The organism is Agriterribacter sp. (assembly GCF_035497235.1).
GTDB lineage: Bacteria > Bacteroidota > Bacteroidia > Chitinophagales > Chitinophagaceae > Agriterribacter.
Genome location: NZ_DATJEB010000051.1, coordinates 64,703 through 87,943, shown reverse-complemented (window position 1 = coordinate 87,943; position 23,241 = coordinate 64,703). Strand labels below are relative to the sequence as shown.

General features: G+C 42.7%; 20 protein-coding genes and 1 tRNA gene. 7 read left to right on the top strand and 14 right to left on the bottom strand.

The window, feature by feature from the left end; genetic code table 11:
• Positions 1-35: 35 nt before the first annotated feature.
• Positions 36-572: an RNA polymerase sigma factor gene (locus VL121_RS17630; protein ID WP_325407805.1), complete on the bottom strand. Its 537-nt coding sequence runs from the start codon at positions 570-572 to the stop codon at positions 36-38.
• A gap of 136 nt (positions 573-708) precedes the next feature.
• Here VL121_RS17630 and VL121_RS17625 point away from each other — a divergent pair, with 136 nt between their 5' ends.
• The 3 genes from VL121_RS17625 to VL121_RS17615 all read left to right on the top strand — a co-directional run bounded on the left by VL121_RS17625 (position 709) and on the right by VL121_RS17615 (position 6,986).
• Complete coding sequence (locus tag VL121_RS17625; RefSeq protein ID WP_325407803.1) at positions 709-3,207, top strand: ligand-binding sensor domain-containing protein; 2,499 nt, start codon at positions 709-711, stop codon at positions 3,205-3,207.
• Between the two features lie 17 nt (positions 3,208-3,224).
• A complete protein-coding gene (locus VL121_RS17620) occupies positions 3,225-5,207 on the top strand; it encodes a glycoside hydrolase family 2 TIM barrel-domain containing protein (protein ID WP_325408055.1) in 1,983 nt (660 codons plus the stop codon).
• A 246-nt stretch (positions 5,208-5,453) separates the two neighbouring features.
• Entirely contained in the window at positions 5,454-6,986 is a 1,533-nt protein-coding gene (locus VL121_RS17615; RefSeq protein ID WP_325407801.1) for a glycoside hydrolase, read from the top strand.
• Between the two features lie 83 nt (positions 6,987-7,069).
• Here VL121_RS17615 and VL121_RS17610 read toward each other — a convergent pair whose 3' ends face one another.
• Positions 7,070-9,313: a RelA/SpoT family protein gene (locus VL121_RS17610; protein WP_325407799.1), complete on the bottom strand. Its 2,244-nt coding sequence runs from the start codon at positions 9,311-9,313 to the stop codon at positions 7,070-7,072.
• Between the two features lie 82 nt (positions 9,314-9,395).
• Here VL121_RS17610 and VL121_RS17605 point away from each other — a divergent pair.
• Positions 9,396-9,477: transfer RNA gene (locus tag VL121_RS17605), tRNA-Leu, on the top strand.
• A gap of 485 nt (positions 9,478-9,962) precedes the next feature.
• Here VL121_RS17605 and tsf read toward each other — a convergent pair.
• From tsf to rplM, 4 genes are all read right to left on the bottom strand, one after another.
• Positions 9,963-10,802 carry a translation elongation factor Ts gene (tsf, locus tag VL121_RS17600; protein ID WP_325407797.1) on the bottom strand — a complete coding sequence of 280 codons (840 nt, stop codon included), beginning with the start codon at positions 10,800-10,802 and terminating at the stop codon, positions 9,963-9,965.
• 47 nt (positions 10,803-10,849) lie between these two features.
• Entirely contained in the window at positions 10,850-11,797 is a 948-nt protein-coding gene (gene rpsB / locus VL121_RS17595; protein WP_325407795.1) for a 30S ribosomal protein S2, read from the bottom strand.
• Between the two features lie 101 nt (positions 11,798-11,898).
• Positions 11,899-12,288 (bottom strand): 30S ribosomal protein S9, encoded by a 390-nt coding sequence (gene rpsI, locus VL121_RS17590; protein ID WP_325407793.1) that lies wholly within the window; start codon positions 12,286-12,288, stop codon positions 11,899-11,901.
• Between the two features lie 51 nt (positions 12,289-12,339).
• Complete coding sequence (rplM, locus tag VL121_RS17585) at positions 12,340-12,783, bottom strand: 50S ribosomal protein L13 (protein WP_325407791.1); 444 nt, start codon at positions 12,781-12,783, stop codon at positions 12,340-12,342.
• 389 nt (positions 12,784-13,172) lie between these two features.
• Between rplM and VL121_RS17580 the strand changes: the two genes are divergently transcribed.
• Positions 13,173-14,129, top strand: a complete 957-nt coding sequence (locus VL121_RS17580) for an SRPBCC family protein (protein ID WP_325407789.1) — start codon at positions 13,173-13,175, stop codon at positions 14,127-14,129.
• Positions 14,130-14,138: 9 nt separating this feature from the next.
• On the opposite strand, the gene VL121_RS17575 is transcribed toward VL121_RS17580, so the two are convergent.
• The 8 genes from VL121_RS17575 to ric form a co-directional block, all read right to left on the bottom strand.
• Positions 14,139-15,080, bottom strand: a complete 942-nt coding sequence (locus VL121_RS17575) for a hypothetical protein (protein ID WP_325407787.1) — start codon at positions 15,078-15,080, stop codon at positions 14,139-14,141.
• A 285-nt stretch (positions 15,081-15,365) separates the two neighbouring features.
• Complete coding sequence (locus tag VL121_RS17570; RefSeq protein ID WP_325407785.1) at positions 15,366-15,797, bottom strand: RrF2 family transcriptional regulator; 432 nt, start codon at positions 15,795-15,797, stop codon at positions 15,366-15,368.
• Positions 15,798-15,800: 3 nt separating this feature from the next.
• The gene (locus tag VL121_RS17565; RefSeq protein WP_325407783.1) at positions 15,801-16,124 is read right to left on the bottom strand and encodes a metal-sulfur cluster assembly factor; all 324 of its coding nucleotides are present in this window, start codon (positions 16,122-16,124) and stop codon (positions 15,801-15,803) included.
• Complete coding sequence (locus tag VL121_RS17560) at positions 16,121-17,410, bottom strand: cytochrome C oxidase subunit I (protein WP_325407781.1); 1,290 nt, start codon at positions 17,408-17,410, stop codon at positions 16,121-16,123. Before VL121_RS17560 ends, VL121_RS17565 begins: the two co-directional genes overlap by 4 nt.
• Position 17,411: 1 nt before the next feature.
• A complete protein-coding gene (locus VL121_RS17555) occupies positions 17,412-18,224 on the bottom strand; it encodes a DUF2249 domain-containing protein (protein ID WP_325407779.1) in 813 nt (270 codons plus the stop codon).
• Positions 18,221-18,673 (bottom strand): hypothetical protein, encoded by a 453-nt coding sequence (locus VL121_RS17550; RefSeq protein ID WP_325407777.1) that lies wholly within the window; start codon positions 18,671-18,673, stop codon positions 18,221-18,223. The genes VL121_RS17555 and VL121_RS17550 overlap by 4 nt, the downstream gene beginning before the upstream one ends.
• Entirely contained in the window at positions 18,621-19,979 is a 1,359-nt protein-coding gene (locus VL121_RS17545) for an NAD(P)/FAD-dependent oxidoreductase (RefSeq protein ID WP_325407775.1), read from the bottom strand. Before VL121_RS17545 ends, VL121_RS17550 begins: the two co-directional genes overlap by 53 nt.
• Before the next feature lie 140 nt (positions 19,980-20,119).
• Complete coding sequence (gene ric / locus VL121_RS17540; protein WP_325407773.1) at positions 20,120-21,079, bottom strand: iron-sulfur cluster repair di-iron protein; 960 nt, start codon at positions 21,077-21,079, stop codon at positions 20,120-20,122.
• Positions 21,080-21,266: 187 nt separating this feature from the next.
• Here ric and VL121_RS17535 point away from each other — a divergent pair, with 187 nt between their 5' ends.
• Together VL121_RS17535 and VL121_RS17530 are read left to right on the top strand one after the other, a co-directional pair.
• A complete protein-coding gene (locus VL121_RS17535; protein ID WP_325407771.1) occupies positions 21,267-22,205 on the top strand; it encodes an aldo/keto reductase in 939 nt (312 codons plus the stop codon).
• A 10-nt stretch (positions 22,206-22,215) separates the two neighbouring features.
• The gene (locus VL121_RS17530) at positions 22,216-23,235 is read left to right on the top strand and encodes a zinc-binding alcohol dehydrogenase family protein (protein WP_325407769.1); all 1,020 of its coding nucleotides are present in this window, start codon (positions 22,216-22,218) and stop codon (positions 23,233-23,235) included.
• Positions 23,236-23,241 lie beyond the last annotated feature (6 nt).

The following is a 23,241-nucleotide window of genomic DNA, read 5'->3' as shown; positions in this document are numbered from 1 at the left end:
CAATACAGCATTGTTCCTATTGGTGTGGAAAAAATTTAAAAAAACAGTTGTGTTGTGCGGGTAAAAAAGCTTCTGACAGCGCGCAAAGCATAAAAAAGCTGGTGCTTAACTGTATGCCGGGAGATACCCAGTTCATGCGCGATCTGGCAGTAATTAAGTCCCTGTTCTTTGCTCAGGCGGTAAATGCGTTTACGCTGGGGTGGTAAATGGCTGATTGCTTTTTCAATAACCTGGTTATATTCCCTGGATGACACTGTTTCTTCCGTTTCATTGACCATATGCTGCATATTCGTCCATAAAGCATCTCTCAATCTTTTGTCGGCCGCGGTTTTACGCAAAAAATCAATCACTTTATTTTCGGTAAGCCGGTACAACCAGGCATCCATATTGGCAATGGTGTGTATATGGTTACGGTGCTCCCATAGTTTCATAAAAACATCCTGAACAATATCTTTGGCGTATTGATCCGATTTGGTTAGGGCTAAAGCAAGCGTGTACAGTTTATACTCGTGCTGTTTAAAAATATCCGTAAAACGAAGCTCCAGCGTATGCGCACTACTTTGGGTGGTCATCAAACACCTGTTTTAGATTTAATCAATACAGTTATTTATTTTTTTAAAAATAACGAAAAAATCAGAATCGCCGTGTTTTTCCTTTTCCTGATGTAAAAGATAAATACATATATTTAGCAAAAGGAGGCTTGCAAGTATGTGTACATTAAGGACTTGTCGGATTTACTATAAAATACTGGCGGTTGCTGTTATATGTAACCTATACTTTACAGCCTTGCCTGCGCAGGAGTATCCTGTTAAATTTCTGGGTATCGAAAACGGTTTATCCAATAACACGGTAATGAGCATCTGCCAGGACCATAACGGATTTTTATGGTTTGGCAGCTATGACGGACTGAACCGGTACGATGGTTATGAGTTCAAGATTTTTCATAATATTATAGGAGATACCAACTCTCTTCCTAATAATACAGTGTATGCTATAGAAGGAGATGCCCTGCACAGGCTTTGGATTGGTGGACAAAAAGGAGCTTCCGTATACGATCCCATCAGCTCAGCATTTAAAAAACTTAGCTATAAACCGGTTGAAAGAGACATAATATTACCATTAACCGCCAATATTCACCGTATTAAAATGCTGGCAGATCAGCGAATGCTGATTGGGGCGCAGCATACAGGCTTAATTCTTTTTGATAAGGAGTCTACCTCCAGCCTGCAAATAGCCCTGGAAGAAGGAACTGTACAGCATTATGATGTTACTGCTATTGAACAGCGTAAGGAAGACGGGTTTATATGGGTTTTTATCCAGGGAAAAGGGTTGTACAGGTTTGACCAGAGTAACCCTTCTTTAAAACTGTGTAGCAGTATTATAACCCAGGCCAACTGCCTGAAATATGTTCCTGGAAAAGGACTTTGGCTCGGTACCGGTAATGGATTGTTTTTGTATAACATCAAACAAAACAGCATTTCAGGAAACTATCTGCCCAATGCCAGTCCGGTGATCAATATATCATACGATCGAAATGAAAAGTTATGGGCAGCTACAGACGGTAACGGAGTATATATTCTTGATAACGGTTTCCCCCTTGCCCGGCAGGAAAGAGATGTTTTTGAAACGCCTCTTGTAAAAAGTAATTCCGTTTGGCAAATACTTGAAGATAAAGACGGCAGAAAATGGATTGGCACTTTACGCGGCGGCATCAGTATTATTGAGCCGGAGGAAAAACTATTTAAAGACCATACCTACAAAAGCAGCAACGCGACCCTTGCCGATAATTTTATTTTATCGTTTTGTGAAGATGAATACCAAAATGTATGGATAGGAACCGATGGCGCCGGTTTGCGGTACTGGAACAGGAAAAACAATAGTTACAGGGAGTACCGGCATCACCGGGGTCGGGGCAGAGGCATTAGCAGTAATTTTGTTACCTGCATTATTCGTGATACCTATAATGACATATGGGCTTCTACATGGTTCGGGAGTATTAACCGGCTGAATCGCCTAACCGGAAGCTTTGAATACTTTAATTGCTTCAATCCCATTACCGGTGCCAGTGAACGCAATGTGTGGTTATTATTTGAAGATGCAAACAAAAATATTTGGGCAAGCGCTACCAATACGGGAAGCTTATATCGCTTTAACCGTAGCCGCAACCAGTTTGAATTGTTTGATGAAAGCATCACCGATTTGCAGGCGCTTACAGAAACAAACAATGGAGAATTTTGGGGAGGCAACTATTCTTCTCTTATTAAGATTGACCGAAACAATAAACAGCACTATAGTTACCCCATTGGCTATACGATACGTTGTATATATGAAGACAAGGCAAAAAACTTTTGGGTAGGCACACAGGAAGGAGGGCTCCTGTTATTCAACAGGCAAACAGGCGATTTTACAAGATATACTGAAGCCGATGGATTGCCAGGGAACACAATTTTGCGGATACTTGAAGACCGGAGTGGTAATTTATGGCTAAGCACTTATAATGGCATCAGCAAATTCGATCCTTCAAGAAAATCGTTCCGCAACTTTTCAATATCTGATGGTTTACAAAGCAACCAGTTTAGTTTTAATGCCGGATTAAGGCTTCAATCGGGTGAATTTTTATTTGGAGGAATTAACGGCTGGAATATTTTTCATCCCGATCAAATAAAAGACGATCAGTCTGTAGCTTCTGTTTTTTTAAACGGCTTAACAATTAGCAATACCGCAGTAAAGGGAAACAGCAATTATGTTCATCGGCTTAAAGCGGATCAAATTAAAGAAATAAAACTTCCTTATGAAAAGGCGGTGGTCTCTATTGATTATCTGGCATTGGCTTATACAGGCGCTGATAAAATTAATTATGCCTACCTGCTGCAAGGTTGGGATAAAGACTGGAACTACGTTCAAAAAAGCAGGCGGGCTAATTATTCAAAGCTCAATAAGGGCAATTATGTATTTAAAGTAAAGGTAACAGGCCCGGATGGAAAATGGGGCAATGAGGTGCAGTTGTTACACATACAGGTGCTGCCGCCATGGTACCGGACCTGGTGGGCTTATCTTGCCGGATTTTGGGCGATAGCAGGGTCTATATTTATATACAACCGCTATACCTGTAAGCAGGAACGTTTGAAATACGAAGTGAAACTGGTAAACCTCGCAAGAGATAAGGATAGTATGTATCCTTTTCTTATGATCTTACGCCCCATTTAAAGTACGGCGATTCCAACCTGGTAGCCGTTCGGGTAGATCGAACAAAGTATAATGATTCCCGCTGGTATGTTGGTTCAGGAATTGTACGTAATGTTTATCTCCTTACAAAAAACTGCCTGCATCTGCAGCAATGGGGTACCAATTATTATACCAGCCGTATTGATAAAAAAGGTGCTGTAGTATTGGTAGGTAGTACCGTACAAAATAATAGTTCACAACCTGCGGCTGCTACCCTGCAACAGGAAGTGTATGATAAAAAGAGTCATGCGCTTTTGGCAAAAGCGAGCCGGAAGGTACTGCTAAAAGCAGGTGCCAGCCAGTTGGTTAACATAAAGATGACAGTTCCCGGAGCACAATCCTGGTCTGTATTATCACCTCATTTATATACGCTTAAAACTATTGTTGTAAATAACAGGGAGGTGGCAGACGAAGAGCTTACTGCTATCGGCTTTCGTACACTTACATTCGATGCCAGCAAAGGCTTTGCATTAAATGGGAACCGGATGAAACTAAAAGGCGTTTGCATACATCATGATGCGGGGGTGCTGGGTGCCGCGGTACACAGGGAAGTATGGGAACGGAGATTGAAAAATCTGAAATTGATAGGGGTAAATGCTATCAGAACCAGTCATAATCCGCAAAACCCTGATATTTACGATCTGTGTGATGAGCTGGGTCTCCTGGTAATGGATGAAGCTTTTGACGAATGGAAATATCCTAAGAAAAAATGGATACAAGGATGGAATGTTGGCACACCGGGCTTTGATGGATATGCCCCATATTTTGAACAATGGGGTGAAAAAGACCTGGCAGATATGATCTTGCGTGACAGACGTCATCCTTCCATCATTATGTGGAGCATAGGTAACGAGGTAGACTACCCGAACGATCCTTACTCACATCCTGTATTAGACAGCGCCGTAATAGGCCAACAGGTATTTGGAAGATACCTGCCGGATAACCCTGATGCTATGGAGCTGGATGTTATAGCAAAAAAGTTGGTGCAGGTAGTGAAAGCAAACGATACAACACGTCCGTCTACTGCTGCACTTGCAGGTGTGGTAATGAGCAACTTTACCGGCTATCCCGATGTGGTAGATGTAGCCGGCTATAACTATACTGAAAACAGATATGACACCGATCACAAAACCTACCCCAACAGGATTTTATATGGCAGCGAAAACCGGCACGATATGCCCGCATGGAAAGCAGTAAGAGATAAGGAATTTATATTGGGCCAGTTTCTGTGGACAGGCATTGATTACCTGGGTGAATCCGGCCGTTGGCCTGCACGTGGTTCAGACGCAGGCTTAATGAACCTTGGTGGGTTCATTAAACCAAGAGGATATTTCCGGCAATCGTTATGGAGTGATAAACCGTTTATATACCCGGGTACTTATATCACCGGGCGGCAACAAACTCCCCCATCGGTTGATGCCTGGCCAATATGGAATTATGAAGAAGGTCAGCAGGTTCGGATAGTTTGCTATACCAATGCTGCAAAAGCACAACTATTGCTGAATAACGAGGTAGTGGGTGAAATGAAGCAGTATGATGATAATACAGGTGTAATATTCTGGGATATCCCATACAAGCCGGGAGCGTTAACCGTAAAAGGTTATGATGCTAATAACAAGGAGGCTTCTGAACAAACCATTCGTACTTCCAACCCTCCAACCACTATTGCCCTCACCGTTTACAAAAATGAAATCAGCAAAAGCGGGGGTGTAGCGCAAATAGAAATACAATTGCTGGATGATAAAGGTATACCTGTTGTGTTAGCAGATAACCTGGTAACCTGCAGAATTGAAGGCCCTGGCAAACTATTGGGACTGGAAGGCGGTGATAATACAGCTATGGAAAATTATAATGATAACAGACAACGCGTTTACCGGGGACACTTGATTGCATACGTGGAGGCAACAGGGAAGGGAGATATTAATGTGAGCTTTTTATCTCCATGGCTTAAAACCGCTGCTATTACTATTCAGGCAAAATAACCAGTAAGCATAAATTGATTAGTATTATATGGCAATGGCAGCCGGATAAACATTTTGTATGAAAAAAATGTATTTGCTCATTAGCTGCCTTGTACTTCCAATGGCGTATTGGGAGAAAGATATAAAAACAGAAGAAAACGTTTTGGACTAAGCGTAATGCTGAGTGCAGATATGTATAACTACAAATTATACAGCAGCTTTGATTAGTGCAAGCGGCTTAATAACTTCCGTCTTAATAAATAAAACATGAATAAACAATACCTTCTATTTGCTGCAGCATATGTGTTGCTCTCCTGCAGCAGTAAAGAAATTAAAGAGAAAAAAACTGATGAAGCGATAATAGAAGTTAAGATTGACCCTGCACGAACTTTTCAGACAATAGATAATTTCGGCGCTTCAGATGCATGGTCCTGCCAGTTTGCAGGTAACTGGCCCGAAGATAAAAGAAATGCAATGGCAGATTGGTTATTCAGCCTCGATACGCTACAGGACGGTTCTCCCAAAGGGATCGGGCTTTCTGCCTGGCGTTTTAATTTTGGCGCGGGTAGCGCCCGGCAAGGTGAAGCCAGTGGTATAAAAGATGAATGGCGCAGGGCTGAATCGTTTCTGGATGCAGATAACAATTATAACTGGAACCGGCAACAGGGACAGGTTTGGTTTTTGCAGGCTGCCAAACAGAGAGGCGTAAAAGATTTTATTGGTTTTTATAACAGCCCGCCAATACAATTTACGCGAAACGGGAAAGCATTTGCCAGCAATAAAATTTGTAACATAGGCAGTAACCGTTACCAGGATTTTGCCGGCTATATTACCAGTACCATAAAGGGGGTCAGGCAAAAAGCAGGGGTGGATATTAATTATATTAGTCCGGTGAACGAGCCGCAATGGGATTGGAGTGATGGCGGACAGGAAGGAAGTCCTTACTACAACTCAGATATCAGCGGTCTTGTAAAATCTATTAACCAGGCTTTGCAGGAGAATCAATTATCTACAAAAATTATTTTATCAGAGGCAGGTGAGCTTAATTATCTGTATGAAAATCGGGGCAAACCTGGCAAGGGAACACAAACGGACGCTTTTTTTAATGCAGCCTCACCCGACTATATCGGTAATCTTTCAAATGTTGAGAAAATCATAACGGCACATAGTTATTTCACCAGCTCACCTTTTGATGAAGCAATAAAGATCAGAAAGCAGGTTCAACTCAACATTTCTAAGATCAATGGTTTGAAATTCTGGCAATCGGAGTACTGCATCCTGGGCGATAATTACGGAGAAATAAAAGGTGAAGGAAAGGATCTGAGCATCACGCCTGCACTGTATGTGGCTAAACTGGTTTACAACGACCTCGTAAATGCCAATGCCACAGCCTGGCAGTGGTGGCTGGCTGTATCTCCCTACGATTACAAAGACGGACTCATATATATTGATATGAATAAAATGGATGGAAAATATTACAGCAGTAAAATAATGTGGGCCCTGGGCAACTACAGCCGTTTTATCCGTCCTGGCATGAAAAGAGTGGAACTCAAACTTTCTGCACCGGAAATTCATGCATCAGCATACGTTGACGAAACTAAAAAGAAATTGGTTGTTGTTACGGTTAACGAAAGCAAAAGCGACAAAAAAATAGTATGTAACATAGAGGGAAATACGGCTATACAAAAAGCCGATATCTTTCTTACCACCGCAACAAAGGATCTTGCCAAAACCCCCGGTATGTTAAACGATCTTACCCTTCCCGCAGAAAGTGTAACAACCATCGTTATTTCATATTGAATATAACGGTTTCATCGTGTTTAGCTAACAACCGCTTAATGATCTTCAGCCTGTACACAGGTAATGGCCGATTCCTGATAACACTATACCGCTTCCGTATCATATCTTTCTACCGCTTCAATGCCGGGCAGCTTTTTAAGGCGCTCTACCAGCTCATCCAACTCTTCTTTATCATGCACAAATAATTTTACATTGCCTTCAAAAAGCCCTTCTTTCGCCTCTACGGTTAGCGCGGCTATATTGATCTTTAATTCACCCGATACCAGGTTGGTGATCTTATGTATTACACCCACGTCATCAAGCCCCACAATTTTTAAACCGGTAAGAAAGGAAATCTCTTTGTTTTTGGCCCATTTGGTTTTTACTACCCGGTGGCCAAAATTAGACATAAGCCTTGCGGCATTAGGGCAATTGGTGCGATGAATAATTAATCCTTTACCCGTGCTCACAAACCCAAAAACATCATCTCCGGGAATGGGTTTGCAGCAGTTGGCCAAAGTATACACAATCCTGTCGCTGCTTTCCCCAAAAATAATTAATTCATTTTCCTTCTTCTGCGATGCCCGGTTCATATCAGGCTCATAATGCTTTATTTCAGGCTCCGGCTTTGCCGGTTTGGGCATAACCAGCTTATCACCCAGCACCTGGAAATCTTCTTTCAATTCTTTAAGGTCAATGTTCTTTACTGCTATCTGGTAATACAAATCCAGCGGCGAGGCCAATTTATAAAAGGAAGTCAGCTCTTCTATATTCGTCTGGCTTACCGCGGCGCCTATACTTTCGAGCCTGCGTTGCAATGTATATTTTCCTTCACCGGCCACTTTGCGCTTTTCTTCTTTCAGCGCGTCTTTTATTTTGCTTTTTGCTTTGGTGGTTACCACAAAATTTAACCAGTCTTCATGCGGCTTTTGCTTATTGCTGGTAATAATTTCTATCTGGTCGCCACTACGAAGCTTATGACTGATAGGAACGAGCTTGTGGTTTACCTTGGCACCAATACATTTTGAGCCAACAACACTATGTACAGAAAAAGCAAAGTCTAATGCCGTGGCGCCTACGGGCAGCATTTTTACATCGCCTTTGGGAGTATACACATAAATTTCCTCTGCCAGAAATGAGGTCTTAAAATCCTGCAGAAAATCTATAGAACTTACATCCTGCGCCAATGCCTCGCGTATTTGCGTAAACCATTTATCAAAGCGGCTTTCATCATTGGCGCCTTCCTTGTATTTCCAGTGCGCCGCCAGCCCTTTTTCCGCAATTTCATTCATGCGCTTTGTCCTGATCTGCACTTCCACCCATTTGCCCTGCGACCCCATTACCGTGGTATGCAGGGCCTCGTAGCCGTTGGCCTTGGGGTTACTTAGCCAGTCGCGCAATCTTTCCGGCGATGGGCTATACATATCCGTTATCATGGAATAGGCTTTCCAGCAATCTTCCTTTTCCCGTTCGGTTGGGGTTTCCAGGATAACCCTGATGGCAAAAAGATCATACACCTCTTCAAATGCCACTCCCTTTTTTTTCATTTTGTTCCAGATGGAGTGGATTGATTTTGGCCGGCCGTATACTTCCACTTTCAGCCCCGCTTTTTCCAATCCTTCTTTTATAGGCTTTATAAATTCATTAATATACCGGGTACGCTCTCTCCGCGTTTCTGCCAGCTTCCTTGCTATCTCCCTGTAAATATCCGGCTCCAGGTATTTCATAGCCAGGTCTTCCATTTCCGTTTTAATGGTATACAGCCCCATACGATGAGCCAGCGGGGCATACACATATACCGTTTCGCTCGATATTTTCAATTGCTTTTCCCGCTTCATGCTGTCCAAGGTTCGCATGTTGTGCAGCCGGTCGGCTAATTTGATAAGGATAACCCGGGGATCATCGGTGAGGGTAATCAATATTTTTTTGAAGTTCTCTGCCTGCTGGGTGGTATTGGTATCCACCACATTGGCTATTTTGGTAAGCCCGTCAATAATGCGTGTAATTTCGCCGCCAAAAGCCCTTTCAATATCTTCGAGGGTAAGATCGGTGTCTTCTACCGTATCATGCAGCAGGGCGCAAATAGTTGAGCGTACGCCCAGTCCTATTTCTTCCACACATATCCGCGCTACGGCAATAGGATGTAAAATATAAGGTTCGCCGCTTTTGCGGCGCATGGTTTGGTGTGCATCGGCAGCCATTTCAAAAGCCAGCCTTAATAATTCCCTGTGCCCCGGCTTTAATTTAGGTTTAAGGCAGCGCAACAATGCCCTGTACTGACGAACAATTTCTTTTTTTTCCTCTTCTTCGCTCAGGTTATATTTTGGCGTTTTAACATCATTGTCCATATAAATCCAAATTTAAGTAAAATCTACTACCTTTGCCGTCCCCAAAAAACGAAAAGACATTGATAAGCCAGGGGAACAAAAAGCGGGTGTGGCGAAATTGGCAGACGTACCAGACTTAGGATCTGGCGCCGCGAGGCATGGGGGTTCGAGTCCCTCCACCCGCACATAAAGGTTTTACCATAAAAGCATGTATTTCAGTGATTTTTAAAAATTTCGTACTTCCCCATTAGCCTGCGGGCTATTATGGAAGTACGATCCTGCCAGTTTCGATTACAATGAAATGCAAAATATTGTTGTACAAACGGTAGTAGAAAGCGGATAGCCGGGTGACTGCTGTTTTATGCTAAATAAAATATGGAGTTGAAGGTGTAAAATCAGCCATTAAAGAGGTCCCGTACCCGAACAACAAAAACCTGGCTTTTGTAAGTCACCAGTTCCATATTCCCATAACTTCCATTGAAAGATAAGTTGCTGAAGGATTTTTTCCTGGCAGGAATGGCTGCCCCAATCATTACAAATTGGCCACCGCTAAAATAATGCCTGCCGCCGAAAAAAGAAGGTCTGCCATTTTATAAAGAAAACCATCCTCATAAAAAAATCCCGGCAAATTGTTTTGCCGGGAATCCATATAATGTAAACTGAAATGATCTTATCCTAAAGCTACTCTTTTAAAATCAATTACTTTCAATCCGCTGTCTACGCTTACCAGGTAATCGCCCACAGTTTTCCCTCCATCCTTTACAAAAGGCTGGGCGGTTAATGTATTTTCTTTAAAGAAAGCATTAAGTTTCCCTTCAGCAATTTTATCAATCATTGCATCGGGTTTGCCTGCCATTTTAGGATCATTCTTAATTTGATCCGTTACAATCGCTTTTTCCCTTGCTACTATATCGGCAGCTACTGAATCAGGATCTACTGCCACGGGATTCATAGCGGCAATCTGCATCGCCACATCCTTTCCGGCATCCGCTGCCGCTTTGCTTAATCCAACCAGCACACCTATACGATAGGCGCCATGAATATAGGAAGCCACATAAGGTGCATCTAAACGCTCAAATTTGCTGATCCCTATTTTTTCACCAATGCTGGCCAATTTATCATTTACCAGGTCGGAAATTTTAGCACCATTAATAACCACATTGCTCAGTTCGTCTGCGCTTTTCACATTATGCTGAACGGCCGCATCGGCAATGGTTTGAGCAAAAGCCACGAAATCCGCGTTCTTACTTACGAAATCTGTTTCACAACTAATACAAACAGCAATGCCTGTTTTGTTATCTGCCGTAGTTTGTGCAATTACCACGCCTTCCTTTGCTTCCCTGTCGCCACGCAGTGCAGCCACTTTCGCGCCTTTTTTACGCAACCAGTCAATCGCTTCTTCAAAGTCACCATTGGTTTCAGTTAAGGCCTTACGGCAATCCATCATACCTGCACCTGTCATTTGGCGCAGCTTATTAATATCTGCTGCTGTAATTGTTATTGCTGACATATCGGACAATAGTTTAATTAGAAATAAGATTATGATAGTACGTCTTCCTATCTGCCACCTCCCGGGCGTCTGCCAGGTCCGCCGGGTCCACCGCCGGTCGTACGTCTTCTTTGTCCACCCGGAGCGCCTCCTCCCCTGTTACCACCGGCGCCACCAGGACGGTTTCCGCCGCCACCAGGTCCGGGACGGCTTCCGGGCGTTCTGCCACCTCTTTCCTTATCTGCTCCGCCTGCTTCATCTATATCCATCCTTGGGCCTTTATCTACTACTTCCTCTTCCGCTTCTTCTTCCGATTTTTCATTCTGCCTTTCTGCCAGTCCTTCAGCTATGGCAGCAACAATATAATTGGTTATAATAGCAATAGACTTGGTAGCATCGTCATTTGAAGGAATGGCAAAGTCTACTTTATTGGGATCGCAGTTGGTATCCACCATACCAAAAGTAGCAACACCCAGGCGTTTAGCTTCAGCAAGCGCAATATGTTCGTGGCCGATATCAATAATAAACAGCGCTGCCGGAACACGTCCTAACTGGGCAATACCCCCCAACACCTTTTCCATCTTCTCTTTATCTCGGCTAAGGGTTAGCCTTTCCTTTTTGGTAATGCTGTCAAAAGTACCATCGTTGAGCATTTTCTCAATGCTCTGCATTTTTTTAACGCTCTTGCGTACCGTGTTAAAATTGGTTAGCATACCGCCCAGCCACCTTTCCGTTACAAACGGCATGTTAACCCGCTGTGCACATTCGGTAACAATTTCTTTTGCCTGCTTCTTGGTGCCTACAAACATTATTTTTTTACCGCTCTTGGCAATGCTTTTTAATGCCGCCGCCGTTTCCTGCAGGTGTTCAACTGTTTTATTCAGGTCAATAATATGAATGCCTTTTTTTTCGGCAAAGATGTAAGGCAGCATCTTTGGATTCCACTTCTTACGCAGGTGACCAAAGTGAACACCGGCTTCGAGGAGTTGCTGTTGAAGGGAAGTATTATTTTCCATTTATCTGATTTGAAAACCTGCCGGGCGGCAGGCTGGTTTGAAATTATGCTATTTTGAAAATTGTATAAAATCTCCAATATTCCTCTGCAGGAAATAATGGTTTAACGTTTGCTGAACTGGAAGCTCTTCCTTGCTTTTTTCTTACCAAACTTCTTACGTTCAACACCTCTCGGGTCGCGCATAAGCAATCCGGCGGCTTTCAATGCAGGACGATAGTCTGCACTTACTTCCAGCAAAGCACGTGCAATACCCAGCTTTGCAGCTTCGGCCTGGCCTTTAACACCACCGCCTGAAGCATTGATTTTTATATCAAATTTATCTAACCCTTCAATGGTTTTTAACGGAAGTTCAACCTTGTTTTGAAGGTAGATCAGGGAAAAATATTGCTTATAGTCCTTGTCATTTACAATGATCTTACCGTCTCCTTTAGAAAGGAAAACACGGGTCACTGCTTCTTTACGACGACCAACGCCATTTTTTTGCTTTTCCATTTATTTTAAGCTTTAGGCTATTAGCGAAACCGCTATTAGCAGTTTTACTAATTAAAATTTCAATGCTTTGGGTTGCTGTGCAATATGCGGATGTGCTGAACCCGCGTACACAAATAATTTTTTATATATCTTGCGTCCCAGCCGATTCTTAGGCAACATCCCTTTTACGGCTCTTTCTATTACAACTTCGGGCCGGCGGTTAAGCAAGCTTTTTGCTGTTTCTTCTCTTTTACCTCCGGGGTAACCGGAAAAGTTGATATAGAGCTTATCTTCAATTTTATTGCCCGTGAATTTCACCTTGTCGGCGTTAATTACTACAATAAAATCCCCACAATCAACATGAGGAGTATAATAAGCCTTGTTTTTGCCGCGCAGTACGGCTGCAATCCGGGCGCACATACGACCAACAGTTTGATTGGTGCCGTCCACAACATACCAGTTATGTTGTACGGAAGCTGCGTTCGCATGTTTGGTAGTGAAATGTAATTTACTCATTCTTATCTTTTTTTACTCCTGCTTGTTTAAAACAAGGAGTTGGTACCGTTGCCATCCCTTCGGTTACCGGTTAAAAATTGGAGCGCAAAGGTAGGTGTAATCAAATAAGATTACCAAAATTTAAAGCTATTATTTTTAAAGGCACCTTTACAATCGGCTGATAATCAGTAAAAATTTTGAATCAAATTATAAATAACAAAAGAAAACCCATCTTTGGTGTACAAAAATGTTGCTTTTAAACCCCATCTCCTTCCCCGGTTCATTATATTGGGCAAGTGGTTTCCATGCCGCTGAATAGTATGGGATGTATGTTTATATTTATAGCACAGGCTATTGCAGTACTGCTTTTTTAGATGCATTGTATTTACGAATTGAAAAAATTACCAGGGATGTCAGGGAAAGGTTGGATAATTACAAGTATTATATTGATTATTGGATCGGGCATTTTTTTGCTGAGCCGGCTTTCTTTCCGGGTAAAAAAAGAAATTACGGTTAACGCTTCTTTGTTTATAGTAAGCAGGCAAATTACAGACCTGCACAACTGGCAAAAATGGTATCCTCGGGTAAAGGAAACAGACAGCGCTTTCATTCGGTATTCGGGTAACACTACACAGGTAAATGCCACTTTACAATGCGGGAAACGCCTGTATACTGTTATGCGGGTAAATCCCGAAGAAATAAATATTAAAGAAGCGGCAGGCAAAAAACTGGTCTATCATGCTGTTATTGCCGTATCCGATCAGTTGGGCGTGCATACCCGTGTGCAATGGTCGGCAACATTTAATTTTTTTTCGTGGTTAAGTGAAAAAATACATCCTACAGGAGGAATAGACCATAGTATAAGGAGTTTAAAAGAATACATTGAAACCCCTTTGCTTTATTACGGGTTTCCCATTGAAATGCAACGGATCACGGATACCTTACTGATCAGCAAAAAAGATACGGTTCTCATGCGGAACGCCCCCGCAAGACTCGAACAGCTTTTTGACGATTTATTATTGTATGCCCATACTTACCGGCCTGCAATAGAAAGTTCAAGGATTTTGGGTGTGTTCCCGGTTGGCAAAGACTCTGCGGAAGTTATTGCCAACATACCTGTTCACCATAAAGCCCCGGAAAAAAACGGTATCATGTATCTGCGAATGCCTGAAGGTGGTAAAATAGTAACCACAATGTATAAAGGCTTATACCGCAATATAGGTAAAGCCCATAAGGCCCTGCAGCAATATATTAGTGACAGGTCGCTGAAAAAGATAGCGCTGAGTTATGAAAAATATTTTACAGCCACACTGCCGGTTAATGACAGTGCCGAAGTGAAAGTGCAGGTTTGTTACCCGGTTTTTTAGCTGCCTGTTTTATTTTATGGAATATACTTCCTGGATGATGGTAAAGCTATTTTTACCTGTTGCTTTTGCAATGTCGGCAGATGGGGTATGCCTGATCCAGTAGCTTGTTGCCGGACGTTTATCATTTTTTTTGAGCCATTCATACATAATGCCAATATCCTCATCCATATCGGTATAGCTTTTCTGCGTTTCTATGATCACTGCCGGATGCTCATCCATTTCTATCATTTCAAAAGGCTCTTTAACTTCCTGCAATGCGTCTGTTACCGCTACCGCCACACATAGCATTGTTGTGGAATCATTCAGCGCTTCATGCTGACTTAAATAAATTCCGGGATGTTTTATTTCTTCAGCAGGTAACTGAGCAATTATTTTATCGTGCAAATAAGCAATCTGCTCTTTTACTTCGCTCAACGCCACGGTATCAGTCAGGATTACGAGCTTATTGGCAGGCATTTCTTTCCGTTCAAAAGTTAAACCTCCAAAAATATTGTCGGGATGTTCAATGGCATTTTTAAACTGCACCATATTTTGCAAAAACGCTGTTCTGAATTCAGAGGGATTAAAAAGAAGCTGAATTTTTTTAGCCACATTGTTCTTAAATACTACTTCTTCCGACCAGCTTATTTGCATATTCCAGCGGTTCTTCCGTGATACCTCTATTTGCCCTTCCTTTTCATAGCCGTTCTGATCCTTCAAATGATAGGCAAACAACTTACTTTTTTTTATGGACTGCATGGTCAGCGAATCCGGACTGGGCCGCGTAATTTCATTATCGGAATACCAATGCTCCCAATTGATGGTATCCAGCAGAGTACGGCAGGTAATAAGTTCATCCGAGTTCACAACAATTTCTGCACGGTAGGTACGGCGCATGGGAATAGTTAGCAGAAAAAATAGTGCCCCTAAAAGCACCGTTAAAACGATAAGTACAATTTTCTTTCCCTGCATGAATAGGTTAATTTACAAGTATCGAATTTTAATGCCCGGCAGCTTCAACCGTTTATTTTACATTTTTCGCAATCACCTTCGGGTTAACGCCGGCACGGATATACGCGTAAAATTATGAGCCTTAATGGTTCTTAAGAGCTGATTTCGATGATTGCCCCAAAAGCTTCGATGAGAGGGCGGTATGCTTCGTTAAAGCAGCCTTGTTTCCACGGGAAATACCTGCAGGAGCTGGTGTTAAGCTAAGTAAACTCTGGGAACAATAGAACATATTACATTAGCGCTATACTATCCAATGAGGTAGGCTAACCCGGTGTTAACAGGCTTACATAAGTCGCATATCTTATTAGTAGCAAAAAGCTGCTCAATTAAATCGCGCGCTACCTTATATTCATCATGAATAGGGCATGGATGAGCAGAAGAGCATTTGCTAAGCCCCAGTCCGCATTCTTTAAATACTTCGTCACCGTCAATAGCCGCAACAATATTAGCAATGGGTTGCTTCAGTTGTTCTTTAGAAATGTGGAATCCTCCGGACGGACCTTTTACACTATTGATTACATTTTGTTTTACCAGGGTTTGCAATAATTTTCCTACCGTATGTTCACTGGCGTCAATATATTCCGCAATTTCTTTAATACCCGCGTTGGTGGGAATATCATGTTTTGAAGCCAGGTAAATAACGGCCTTTATAGCGGTTTTACAGGTATAACTCAGCATGTGCTATCTGTTTAAGAATTTTCGCCCCTCCTCCGATATCAGATCGTAACTCCAGGGCGGATTAAAGGTAAGATCAACCTGTATGGCATCATCGGGAAAAGTTTGCTGCATGGCCTGCGTTACCCCGTCTACTATGGATTCACCCATAGGGCAAAATTGTGTGGTTAACGTCATCGTTGTACTAATCTTCCTGCCTGGTTCATCAAAATCAATCTGGTAAATCAATCCCAGATCCACCACATTCAATCCTATTTCAGGATCTATTACATTGTGCAGCGTTGCCAGGGCAATGGTGGATTTAATATCGCTGTTGGTTACTACATTCATAACATTACAGGTTTATGCAGTATTATTTTCATTACGTTAAAGTTATACAAACCAGCGGCCAGCAATAAAAGCAGGGCACCAATTTGTAAAACCAAAACAACAGATAATAAAATACCGGTTACAAATAAAATAAACCCCGCCAGATACGATACCGCCATACCGGTGAATACCCGGTTACTGAATAAATTTTTGGGGTTGGGCGTTTTACCTAGTCCCGCTTTTTTATGATATACTTTGTTCCAGATAATAAAAGGCAGGGTTTTAAATGTCATACCCAAAATAATGGCTGTAATCCATCCAAAAAAAACAGTGAAGCCATAAGCTACTACCAGGCGGGTATTTTCGCCTGCCACCCATAGGCCAATGATCATAATAATCAATAAAATAACGGGTAGCAGCATCATTGCCACAGAGAGCACGGATATTTTAAGCTGCTCATCTACCTGTTTACGTAAACGCTGCCTGTAAGCCTGCCTGCAATAATAACCGAACAACAGGAGCGCTGCCGTAACAGCGGTAACAGGCAACAGGTAACAATAAACAGGGAGGGCATATAAAAACATAAAAGCAAATGCTATCAATCCCAGGTTAATAAGCACGTATACCCACCACAGCAATTTGGCATTGGCATATTTTGAAATCAGGAACATGGGTATTAACCGGGAGCCCACACCAATGATCAGCAATAAGAACCAGCCAATAATACCCATATGCGCATGCAGGGAAAGGTAATGCAGGGAATCTTCGGCAAACAGGGGTATTGAAAAATTGTATACCAGCAGCAGCCCTACAATAGTAGTAATCAGCAGCCACAGCCCGGCCGTGAATACAAATACCGCATGCACATTCTCTGTTTTTGATTTAGCCATGCTTATACCCATGTTTATAAGGTATATAACAATAGCGTCAATAACCAATTCGCCTCCCCGCCTGGCCATCCAGTTCATATGGAAGCCATAAAAGGCATACACCAGCAGCGGAATACCTACTGCGGCGAGGGCAAAAGAAAGATAGGCCAATACATTACTGTATAATTTCCCTTCAATAAGCACGGGTACCAACTGGTGACTGGCGCCCAGTATTACCATTGTACCCCAGCCCAAAGCCATGGTGTGCGTAATAGCTATTACGTGCGGGTGGAAATAATGCCTGCCGAATGCCGGCGCCGAAAAAAATAAAAGCAGGGTAGCAATAAAAAAAGCTATGGAAGCATAAGCGTAGAAAGGCAATACCACTTTATAAGAGGTGGTTTTAACCGGATCTGTACCCATGGATGCACCTAACATATCAGTCTTTAAATATTAAAAGATGTACTTCCCCATCGCTGATCTCTTTTATACGATAACCGAATTTTCTTTCGGCCAGTTCAGGAAGCAAAAAAACCGGAATGCGTTTATGATAAACATACAATGCCGTATCTGCAGGCAATGTTTCCAGCGACTCCAGTATTGTCATCATTGGCCCCGGCATCTCCAAATGCCGCACGTCAATTGTTTTTATATGGCTTTCGAATTGTTGCAATACCATATCCCACCCTTCACTGCTGCCTGCGGGTACATCCTTAACCGGGGTTTTAGCAACATCGGTTTTGTAAAAATAAGTTTCTACCCAGTCTTCTTTAATAGCATCGGCATAAGAAACAAAACCCTGTTTTTCTAATAAAGCCATCAATGGGGTTGGCTCAAAAGTATTAATGATCTTTAATACCTGCCCCGGTTGTATTGTTTTTACTTTCTGCACTATAATGCCCAGCGGATCTTTTCCCGAAGCAATTACCGGGCGCACATCCAGCTCAATAATTTGTTCTTTTTTGAGCGAAGTCATAAACGCCGGCACCGGCTTTTTCGTTTCTTCCCCTGCAAGCGTTGTTATCATGTCTGTTTCAAACCCCAGCGGTTTAAGCTTCATAAAAAAATCATCCACCGTACATCCTCCTACCTTAGCTGCCATAGCCAGACTGGTTCTGCCCGCCATTACTTTACGCAGTATAGGGTTACGCAGTTTTTCAAATTTCGGGCTTACTGCTATAATAGCCTCCAGCGCGGCATTGTTTTGCTTTAGTATAGTGGCAATTTTAGTACCGGCGTTGATGATCATCATTCAAAGTATTGTGTATATAAACCCAGCCTTTCATCAATAGCATGAAATGTTTTTTCGGCAGACGCGATATCTCCGGCTTTCTTCAATTCACTTACACCTTTTAGTAAGGGCTCAAGCCACAGGTGCAGCGCATCATGATCGGGACCCTGCATTTTGCAGTCCTGTATCATTTTGTCTAATCCTTTTTGTAAATCACCATCTAAAATCCGGTAATCGGATAAGCCGGTATGCGGTTCCGCCGAAAAGTTCTGTACAATGGTACGCATAGCCACCACATTTTCATTAGTAGCTGCATCCGCCTTCCATTTTTGGCCGTTGTTCAGCGTTAATGTGGCTTCTTCATGCTCATGCACATCGGACGCTGTGGGTGTATCATTGCCAGGAGAAGGATTTGAATTACACGCCCACAAGAGACCGGTGAGCATTAACATCATTACTGTTTTTTTCATTATTACTGATTTTATTTGTTGTGCTTTTACTTTTCCTTTCAGACGACCTGATGATCAGCCGCAGCGACTGATCGTAGGTAATATATTGCCACATCCAGTTCACCAATATCAATAAACGGTTTTTAACACCGATAATAGACATCAGATGTACCATCAGCCATGCCATCCATGCCACAAACCCCCTTAGTTTTATGCCTGCCATTTCTGCTACAGCACGATTTCTTCCTACAATAGCCATACTTCCTTTGTCCTTATACCTGAAGGGCTTCATTTCTTTTTGCAGCAGCAGTCTTTTAAAATTAGCAGCCAATTGCACAGCCTGCTGCACAGCCACGGGAGCAACCTGGGGGTATCCCCTGGAGCTCAATTTTGTTGGCATCCTTGCCGCATCGCCCAGCGCAAAGATATGCTGGTGACCTTTTAACCGGTTAAATTCATCAACCTCAATACTATGATCAGGCAATACACTACCGGCAGGTACTCCTTTTAACGCGTTGCCTTTTACCCCTGCCGCCCAAATCATGCAATAACTATATAAGGTAGTATTGTTGCTTAACGCTACCGAGTAGCCGTCATAGCTTTTTACCGAAATACCTGTATGCACCTTTACTCTGAGTGCTTGAAGGTAGGATTTGACTACAACCGCCGACCGTTCGCTCATTCCATTTAATAACCGTGGAGCAGCTTCAATGAGATGAATATTCATGTCATTAAAGTTTAGCTCAGGATAATCCCGCGGCAAAATTTGCGCTTTCATTTCAGCTATGGCTCCTGCCAGCTCTACCCCTGTTGGGCCGCCACCAACAATTACAATATTTAATAATGCCGCTTTTTCTTTTTTGTTCCCTGCTATCAGCGCCTGCTCATAATTTTGCAGTAAGGTATTACGTAAAAGCAAAGCTTCTGATACCGATTTCATGGAAAAGGCGTTTTGAGCAATATCCTGCATACCAAAATAATTGGTAGCGGCGCCATGTGCCAGCACCAGGAAATCATAATCCAGTTCTCCTGTTGATGTAGCTATCTTTTTATCTTTTGGGTAAACAGCGCTTACTTCCGCGATACGGATAAATACATTTTTCTTTTTTTGAAATACTTTACGAAGCGGGAAGCTAATGCTATTCGGTTCCAGTCCAGCCGTAGCCACCTGGTAAAGCAGCGGCTGAAACTGGTGGTAATTATGCTTATCTATCAGTACCACCTGAAAGTATGCGGGTGATAGCTTTTTGGCAAGGGTAAGTCCGGCAAAACCCGCCCCCACTATTACTACTCTTTGCTGCGTTACTAACCTGCCCGGAATTTCCATAATATCGTCTTTTAATGATGTCCCCGAAATCGCCGCCTGTTCAGACCCTGCCCTATCTTCCAGATGAATAACTAAACCAAAATATCAACCCGGAAAACACGGCAATGGTCTGATGGCGGACTGGTGGTGTTTAGGGCTCTTCATGGATTCAAATGCTTTTCCAGTGCTATCGCTTTTGGAAACAGGATATTATTTTCAAGATGAACATGGATATGTAAATCTTCTTCAAAATCGTTCAGCATCTTAAACAGAAGGCTGTAACTGGCACATGCATCTTCAGGCAAAGCATAATTATTGCTCAGCGCCCTGATCTCTTCCATACATTTGCCGGCCGATTCATGTTCTGCCTCCATCATATCTATTGGATTTTGCACGCTGCCAAACTGCACCGCGCGTGGCGACTGGCTCCTGTCTTTTGCCCTTATTAATTCCTTAATAAAAGGGAACAAAATTTCTTCCTCCTTCACTAAGTGCTCACTCAGTTCTTTATTCACTTCTTCCACCAGTTGCTGAATAGGTATCAATTCCGGATGCTGCGCACCATGCACCTGCGCTACCTTTAACGCATACGCTTTGATGTCGGGTAATGTTTTACGTACATAGCTGTGATGCGTATTCACAATATAGTCTGCCAGGAAATCAAGACTCCAGTCATTGTATGGCAAAGGACGTGCCGCGGGGTTCTTATCTGCCTGTTGCAGTTCTTTTTCAACTTTAGTTACATCAATTCCTTTTTCCGCGCAGGCTTCTTTTACTGTTTTCTTACCGCCACAACAAAAGTCTAATCCGTATTTCTTAAATACTTCAGCTTTACGCAAATCTTTAACGGCAATTTCCCCGAGTGTTTCTTCCTGCTCACCCGTAATACGTTTAGTGATGCGTATCTTCCACCATTGTGGACCCTCTTCAAGATATTCCCATATAAAAATATTACCCCTTTCTCCCAGCAACTGATAGTAAAGCGGCTTGGGGTCGTGGTCGTTATGAATGGTAAGACTTTCTCCTTCTTCCAATTCGTCAAACCGGGCAAAAATAGTAGGATGCTTTTGCCGGGGTTCCAGTAACGTTACGTTAAGCATATTCTCTGTAATGGTTTCCATACCTGTTCTTTTTTAAGTTTAATGTATGGCGCAAAGCTAAGCCTTTTTTATAATAAAAGTATTTAATTACTTTTATTATTATAATTTTACAGTTTAGTGACTATTTTCCCTCTCCCATAAATCAAAGCCAAGTTGTAACTTGCCAACCGCTGTAAAAGCATACACATCATTCAATTCAACAATCATTATGCAGCACCGCATTCTCGGTAAAACGGGTTTAAGCCTATCCACGCTGGGTTTTGGCGTGTCGCCGGTAGGCAATGTATTTGAGCCGGTAGAAGAACAGGAAGGCATAAACGCTATTCATTATGCCATAGACAATGGCATCAATTTTTTTGACGTGGCGCCGTTTTATGGAGATACACTTGCTGAAACCAGGCTGGGAAAGGCTTTGGAAGGAAAAAGGCAGGACATTATACTGGCTACCAAATGTTGCAGGTATGCCACTCATTTTGATTTCTCCTATCAGCGTGTACTCAGCAGCATTGATGAATCATTAAAAAGATTAAGAACGGATTACGTAGACATACTGCAAATCCATGATATAGAATTTGGTACGGAAGAGCAGCTACTCAATGAGGCTATACCCGCGGCATTAAAAGTAAAAGAAAGTGGTAAGGCCCGTTATATAGGATTTACCGGATTGCCGGTGCGCTATTTGGCGCATATAGCCCGGCAAACCAACGTGGATACGGTACTTTCGTGGGCACATTATAATTTATTGGAAGATGAGATCAATGATGAACTGGTACCCCTTTCTTTGGAAAAAGGATTCGGACTCCTGAATGCTGCCCCGTTTTTACAGCGCATACTAACGGATGCTTCCTTACCTTCCTGGCACCGGTCGCCTAAGGAAATGATTGCTATACAACCGGCCCTCATCGGCCTTTGCCGTGAATATGGCCTGGCGCTGAGCGATGTGGCCCTATCTTACGCCATTGCCCACCCGCATATTACAAGTACCATTACGGGTATGTGTGAGGTGGAAAAAGTTAAACAAAATATAGCTGCCGCCAGTCTTGATATTCCTGCTGCGCTGTTACATGATATGGAAAAGCTGGTAGCGCCGGTAAAAAACAAGATGTGGTTTGAAGGCCGCAGCGAAAACAATATACCCAAACAATAATAGTTTTTATATGAGAGCTTTAGTTTTGGTTGAACCCGGAAAAACGGAGATCCGCGAAATATCAATGCCTGTGCCAACGGATGAGGAAGTATTGCTGCGTATTGGCATGGTAGGTTTTTGCGGAGGTGATTTGAACGGATTTAAAGGACTTTTTGAAATGCAGGAATACCCGAATGTACTGGGGCATGAAGTGGGTGGTATAATAGAAGCAGCAGGAAAAAACGTGCCTGCCACTTTTGCACCGGGGATGAAAGTTACGTTGAATCCTTATTTAAACTGCGGCCTGTGTATTGCATGCCGTAAAGGCCGCCCCAATGCCTGTGTAGATAATAAAACAATGGGAGTCAGACGCCCGGGCGCCATGACGGAATACATTGCAGTGAACTGGAAGAAATTACATGCATCAGCAACTTTATCATATAAAGAACTGGCGCTTGTTGAACCCCTTACGGTTGGCTTTCATGCTGCAAACAGGGGAAGGGTACACGCAGGCGACAAGGTATTGGTTATTGGTTGCGGTATAGTAGGATTGGGCGCCATTGCCGGATCGCTGAACAGGGGAGCAACAGTTTTTGCAGCAGATATAAGCGATTATAAAACAGGGATAGCCAAAGCTGTAGGTGCATCCACGGCCATTAATACCACTACCACCAATTTAAAGGAAGCCTTAGCGGAATGGACGAATGGCGATGGTCCGGATGTAATTATTGAGGCGGTTGGAAATCATGAAACATACAGGGCAGCCGTTGAACTGGTGTCGTATACCGGAAGAGTAGTATATATAGGCTATGGCAAAAGGCCGGTAGAATATAATACCGGCGTATTTGTAAGAAAAGAAATTGAAATACTGGGTTCCCGCAATTGCTTGGATGATTTTCCGGTTGTTATTCAGTACCTGGAATTTGGTAAGTTTCCTGTTGATGCCGTTATATCAAAAACCGTGTCGCTTGATAACGCCGGCGAAGCATTACAGGACTGGTCGGAAAACAGGGGTAATATTACCAAGATCATGGTTGATTTTACATTGTAAATAAAA

What these genes read in the sequence shown, in the direction of transcription:
- VL121_RS17535 (WP_325407771.1), top strand. Translation starts at nt 21,267, where the DNA reads ATGCAGCACCGCATTCTCGGTAAAACGGGTTTAAGCCTATCCACGCTG.
- VL121_RS17575 (WP_325407787.1), bottom strand. Translation starts at nt 15,080, where the DNA reads ATGCAGGGAAAGAAAATTGTACTTATCGTTTTAACGGTGCTTTTAGGG.
- VL121_RS17545 (WP_325407775.1), bottom strand. Translation starts at nt 19,979, where the DNA reads ATGGAAATTCCGGGCAGGTTAGTAACGCAGCAAAGAGTAGTAATAGTG.
- VL121_RS17580 (WP_325407789.1), top strand. Translation starts at nt 13,173, where the DNA reads ATGTCAGGGAAAGGTTGGATAATTACAAGTATTATATTGATTATTGGA.
- VL121_RS17560 (WP_325407781.1), bottom strand. Translation starts at nt 17,410, where the DNA reads ATGTTAGGTGCATCCATGGGTACAGATCCGGTTAAAACCACCTCTTAT.
- VL121_RS17530 (WP_325407769.1), top strand. Translation starts at nt 22,216, where the DNA reads ATGAGAGCTTTAGTTTTGGTTGAACCCGGAAAAACGGAGATCCGCGAA.
- VL121_RS17570 (WP_325407785.1), bottom strand. Translation starts at nt 15,797, where the DNA reads ATGCTGAGTTATACCTGTAAAACCGCTATAAAGGCCGTTATTTACCTG.
- rplM (WP_325407791.1), bottom strand. Translation starts at nt 12,783, where the DNA reads ATGAGTAAATTACATTTCACTACCAAACATGCGAACGCAGCTTCCGTA.
- ric (WP_325407773.1), bottom strand. Translation starts at nt 21,079, where the DNA reads ATGGAAACCATTACAGAGAATATGCTTAACGTAACGTTACTGGAACCC.
- VL121_RS17565 (WP_325407783.1), bottom strand. Translation starts at nt 16,124, where the DNA reads ATGAATGTAGTAACCAACAGCGATATTAAATCCACCATTGCCCTGGCA.
- VL121_RS17555 (WP_325407779.1), bottom strand. Translation starts at nt 18,224, where the DNA reads ATGATGATCATCAACGCCGGTACTAAAATTGCCACTATACTAAAGCAA.
- VL121_RS17625 (WP_325407803.1), top strand. Translation starts at nt 709, where the DNA reads ATGTGTACATTAAGGACTTGTCGGATTTACTATAAAATACTGGCGGTT.
- rpsI (WP_325407793.1), bottom strand. Translation starts at nt 12,288, where the DNA reads ATGGAAAAGCAAAAAAATGGCGTTGGTCGTCGTAAAGAAGCAGTGACC.
- VL121_RS17610 (WP_325407799.1), bottom strand. Translation starts at nt 9,313, where the DNA reads ATGGACAATGATGTTAAAACGCCAAAATATAACCTGAGCGAAGAAGAG.
- VL121_RS17615 (WP_325407801.1), top strand. Translation starts at nt 5,454, where the DNA reads ATGAATAAACAATACCTTCTATTTGCTGCAGCATATGTGTTGCTCTCC.
- tsf (WP_325407797.1), bottom strand. Translation starts at nt 10,802, where the DNA reads ATGTCAGCAATAACAATTACAGCAGCAGATATTAATAAGCTGCGCCAA.
- VL121_RS17550 (WP_325407777.1), bottom strand. Translation starts at nt 18,673, where the DNA reads ATGAAAAAAACAGTAATGATGTTAATGCTCACCGGTCTCTTGTGGGCG.
- VL121_RS17630 (WP_325407805.1), bottom strand. Translation starts at nt 572, where the DNA reads ATGACCACCCAAAGTAGTGCGCATACGCTGGAGCTTCGTTTTACGGAT.
- rpsB (WP_325407795.1), bottom strand. Translation starts at nt 11,797, where the DNA reads ATGGAAAATAATACTTCCCTTCAACAGCAACTCCTCGAAGCCGGTGTT.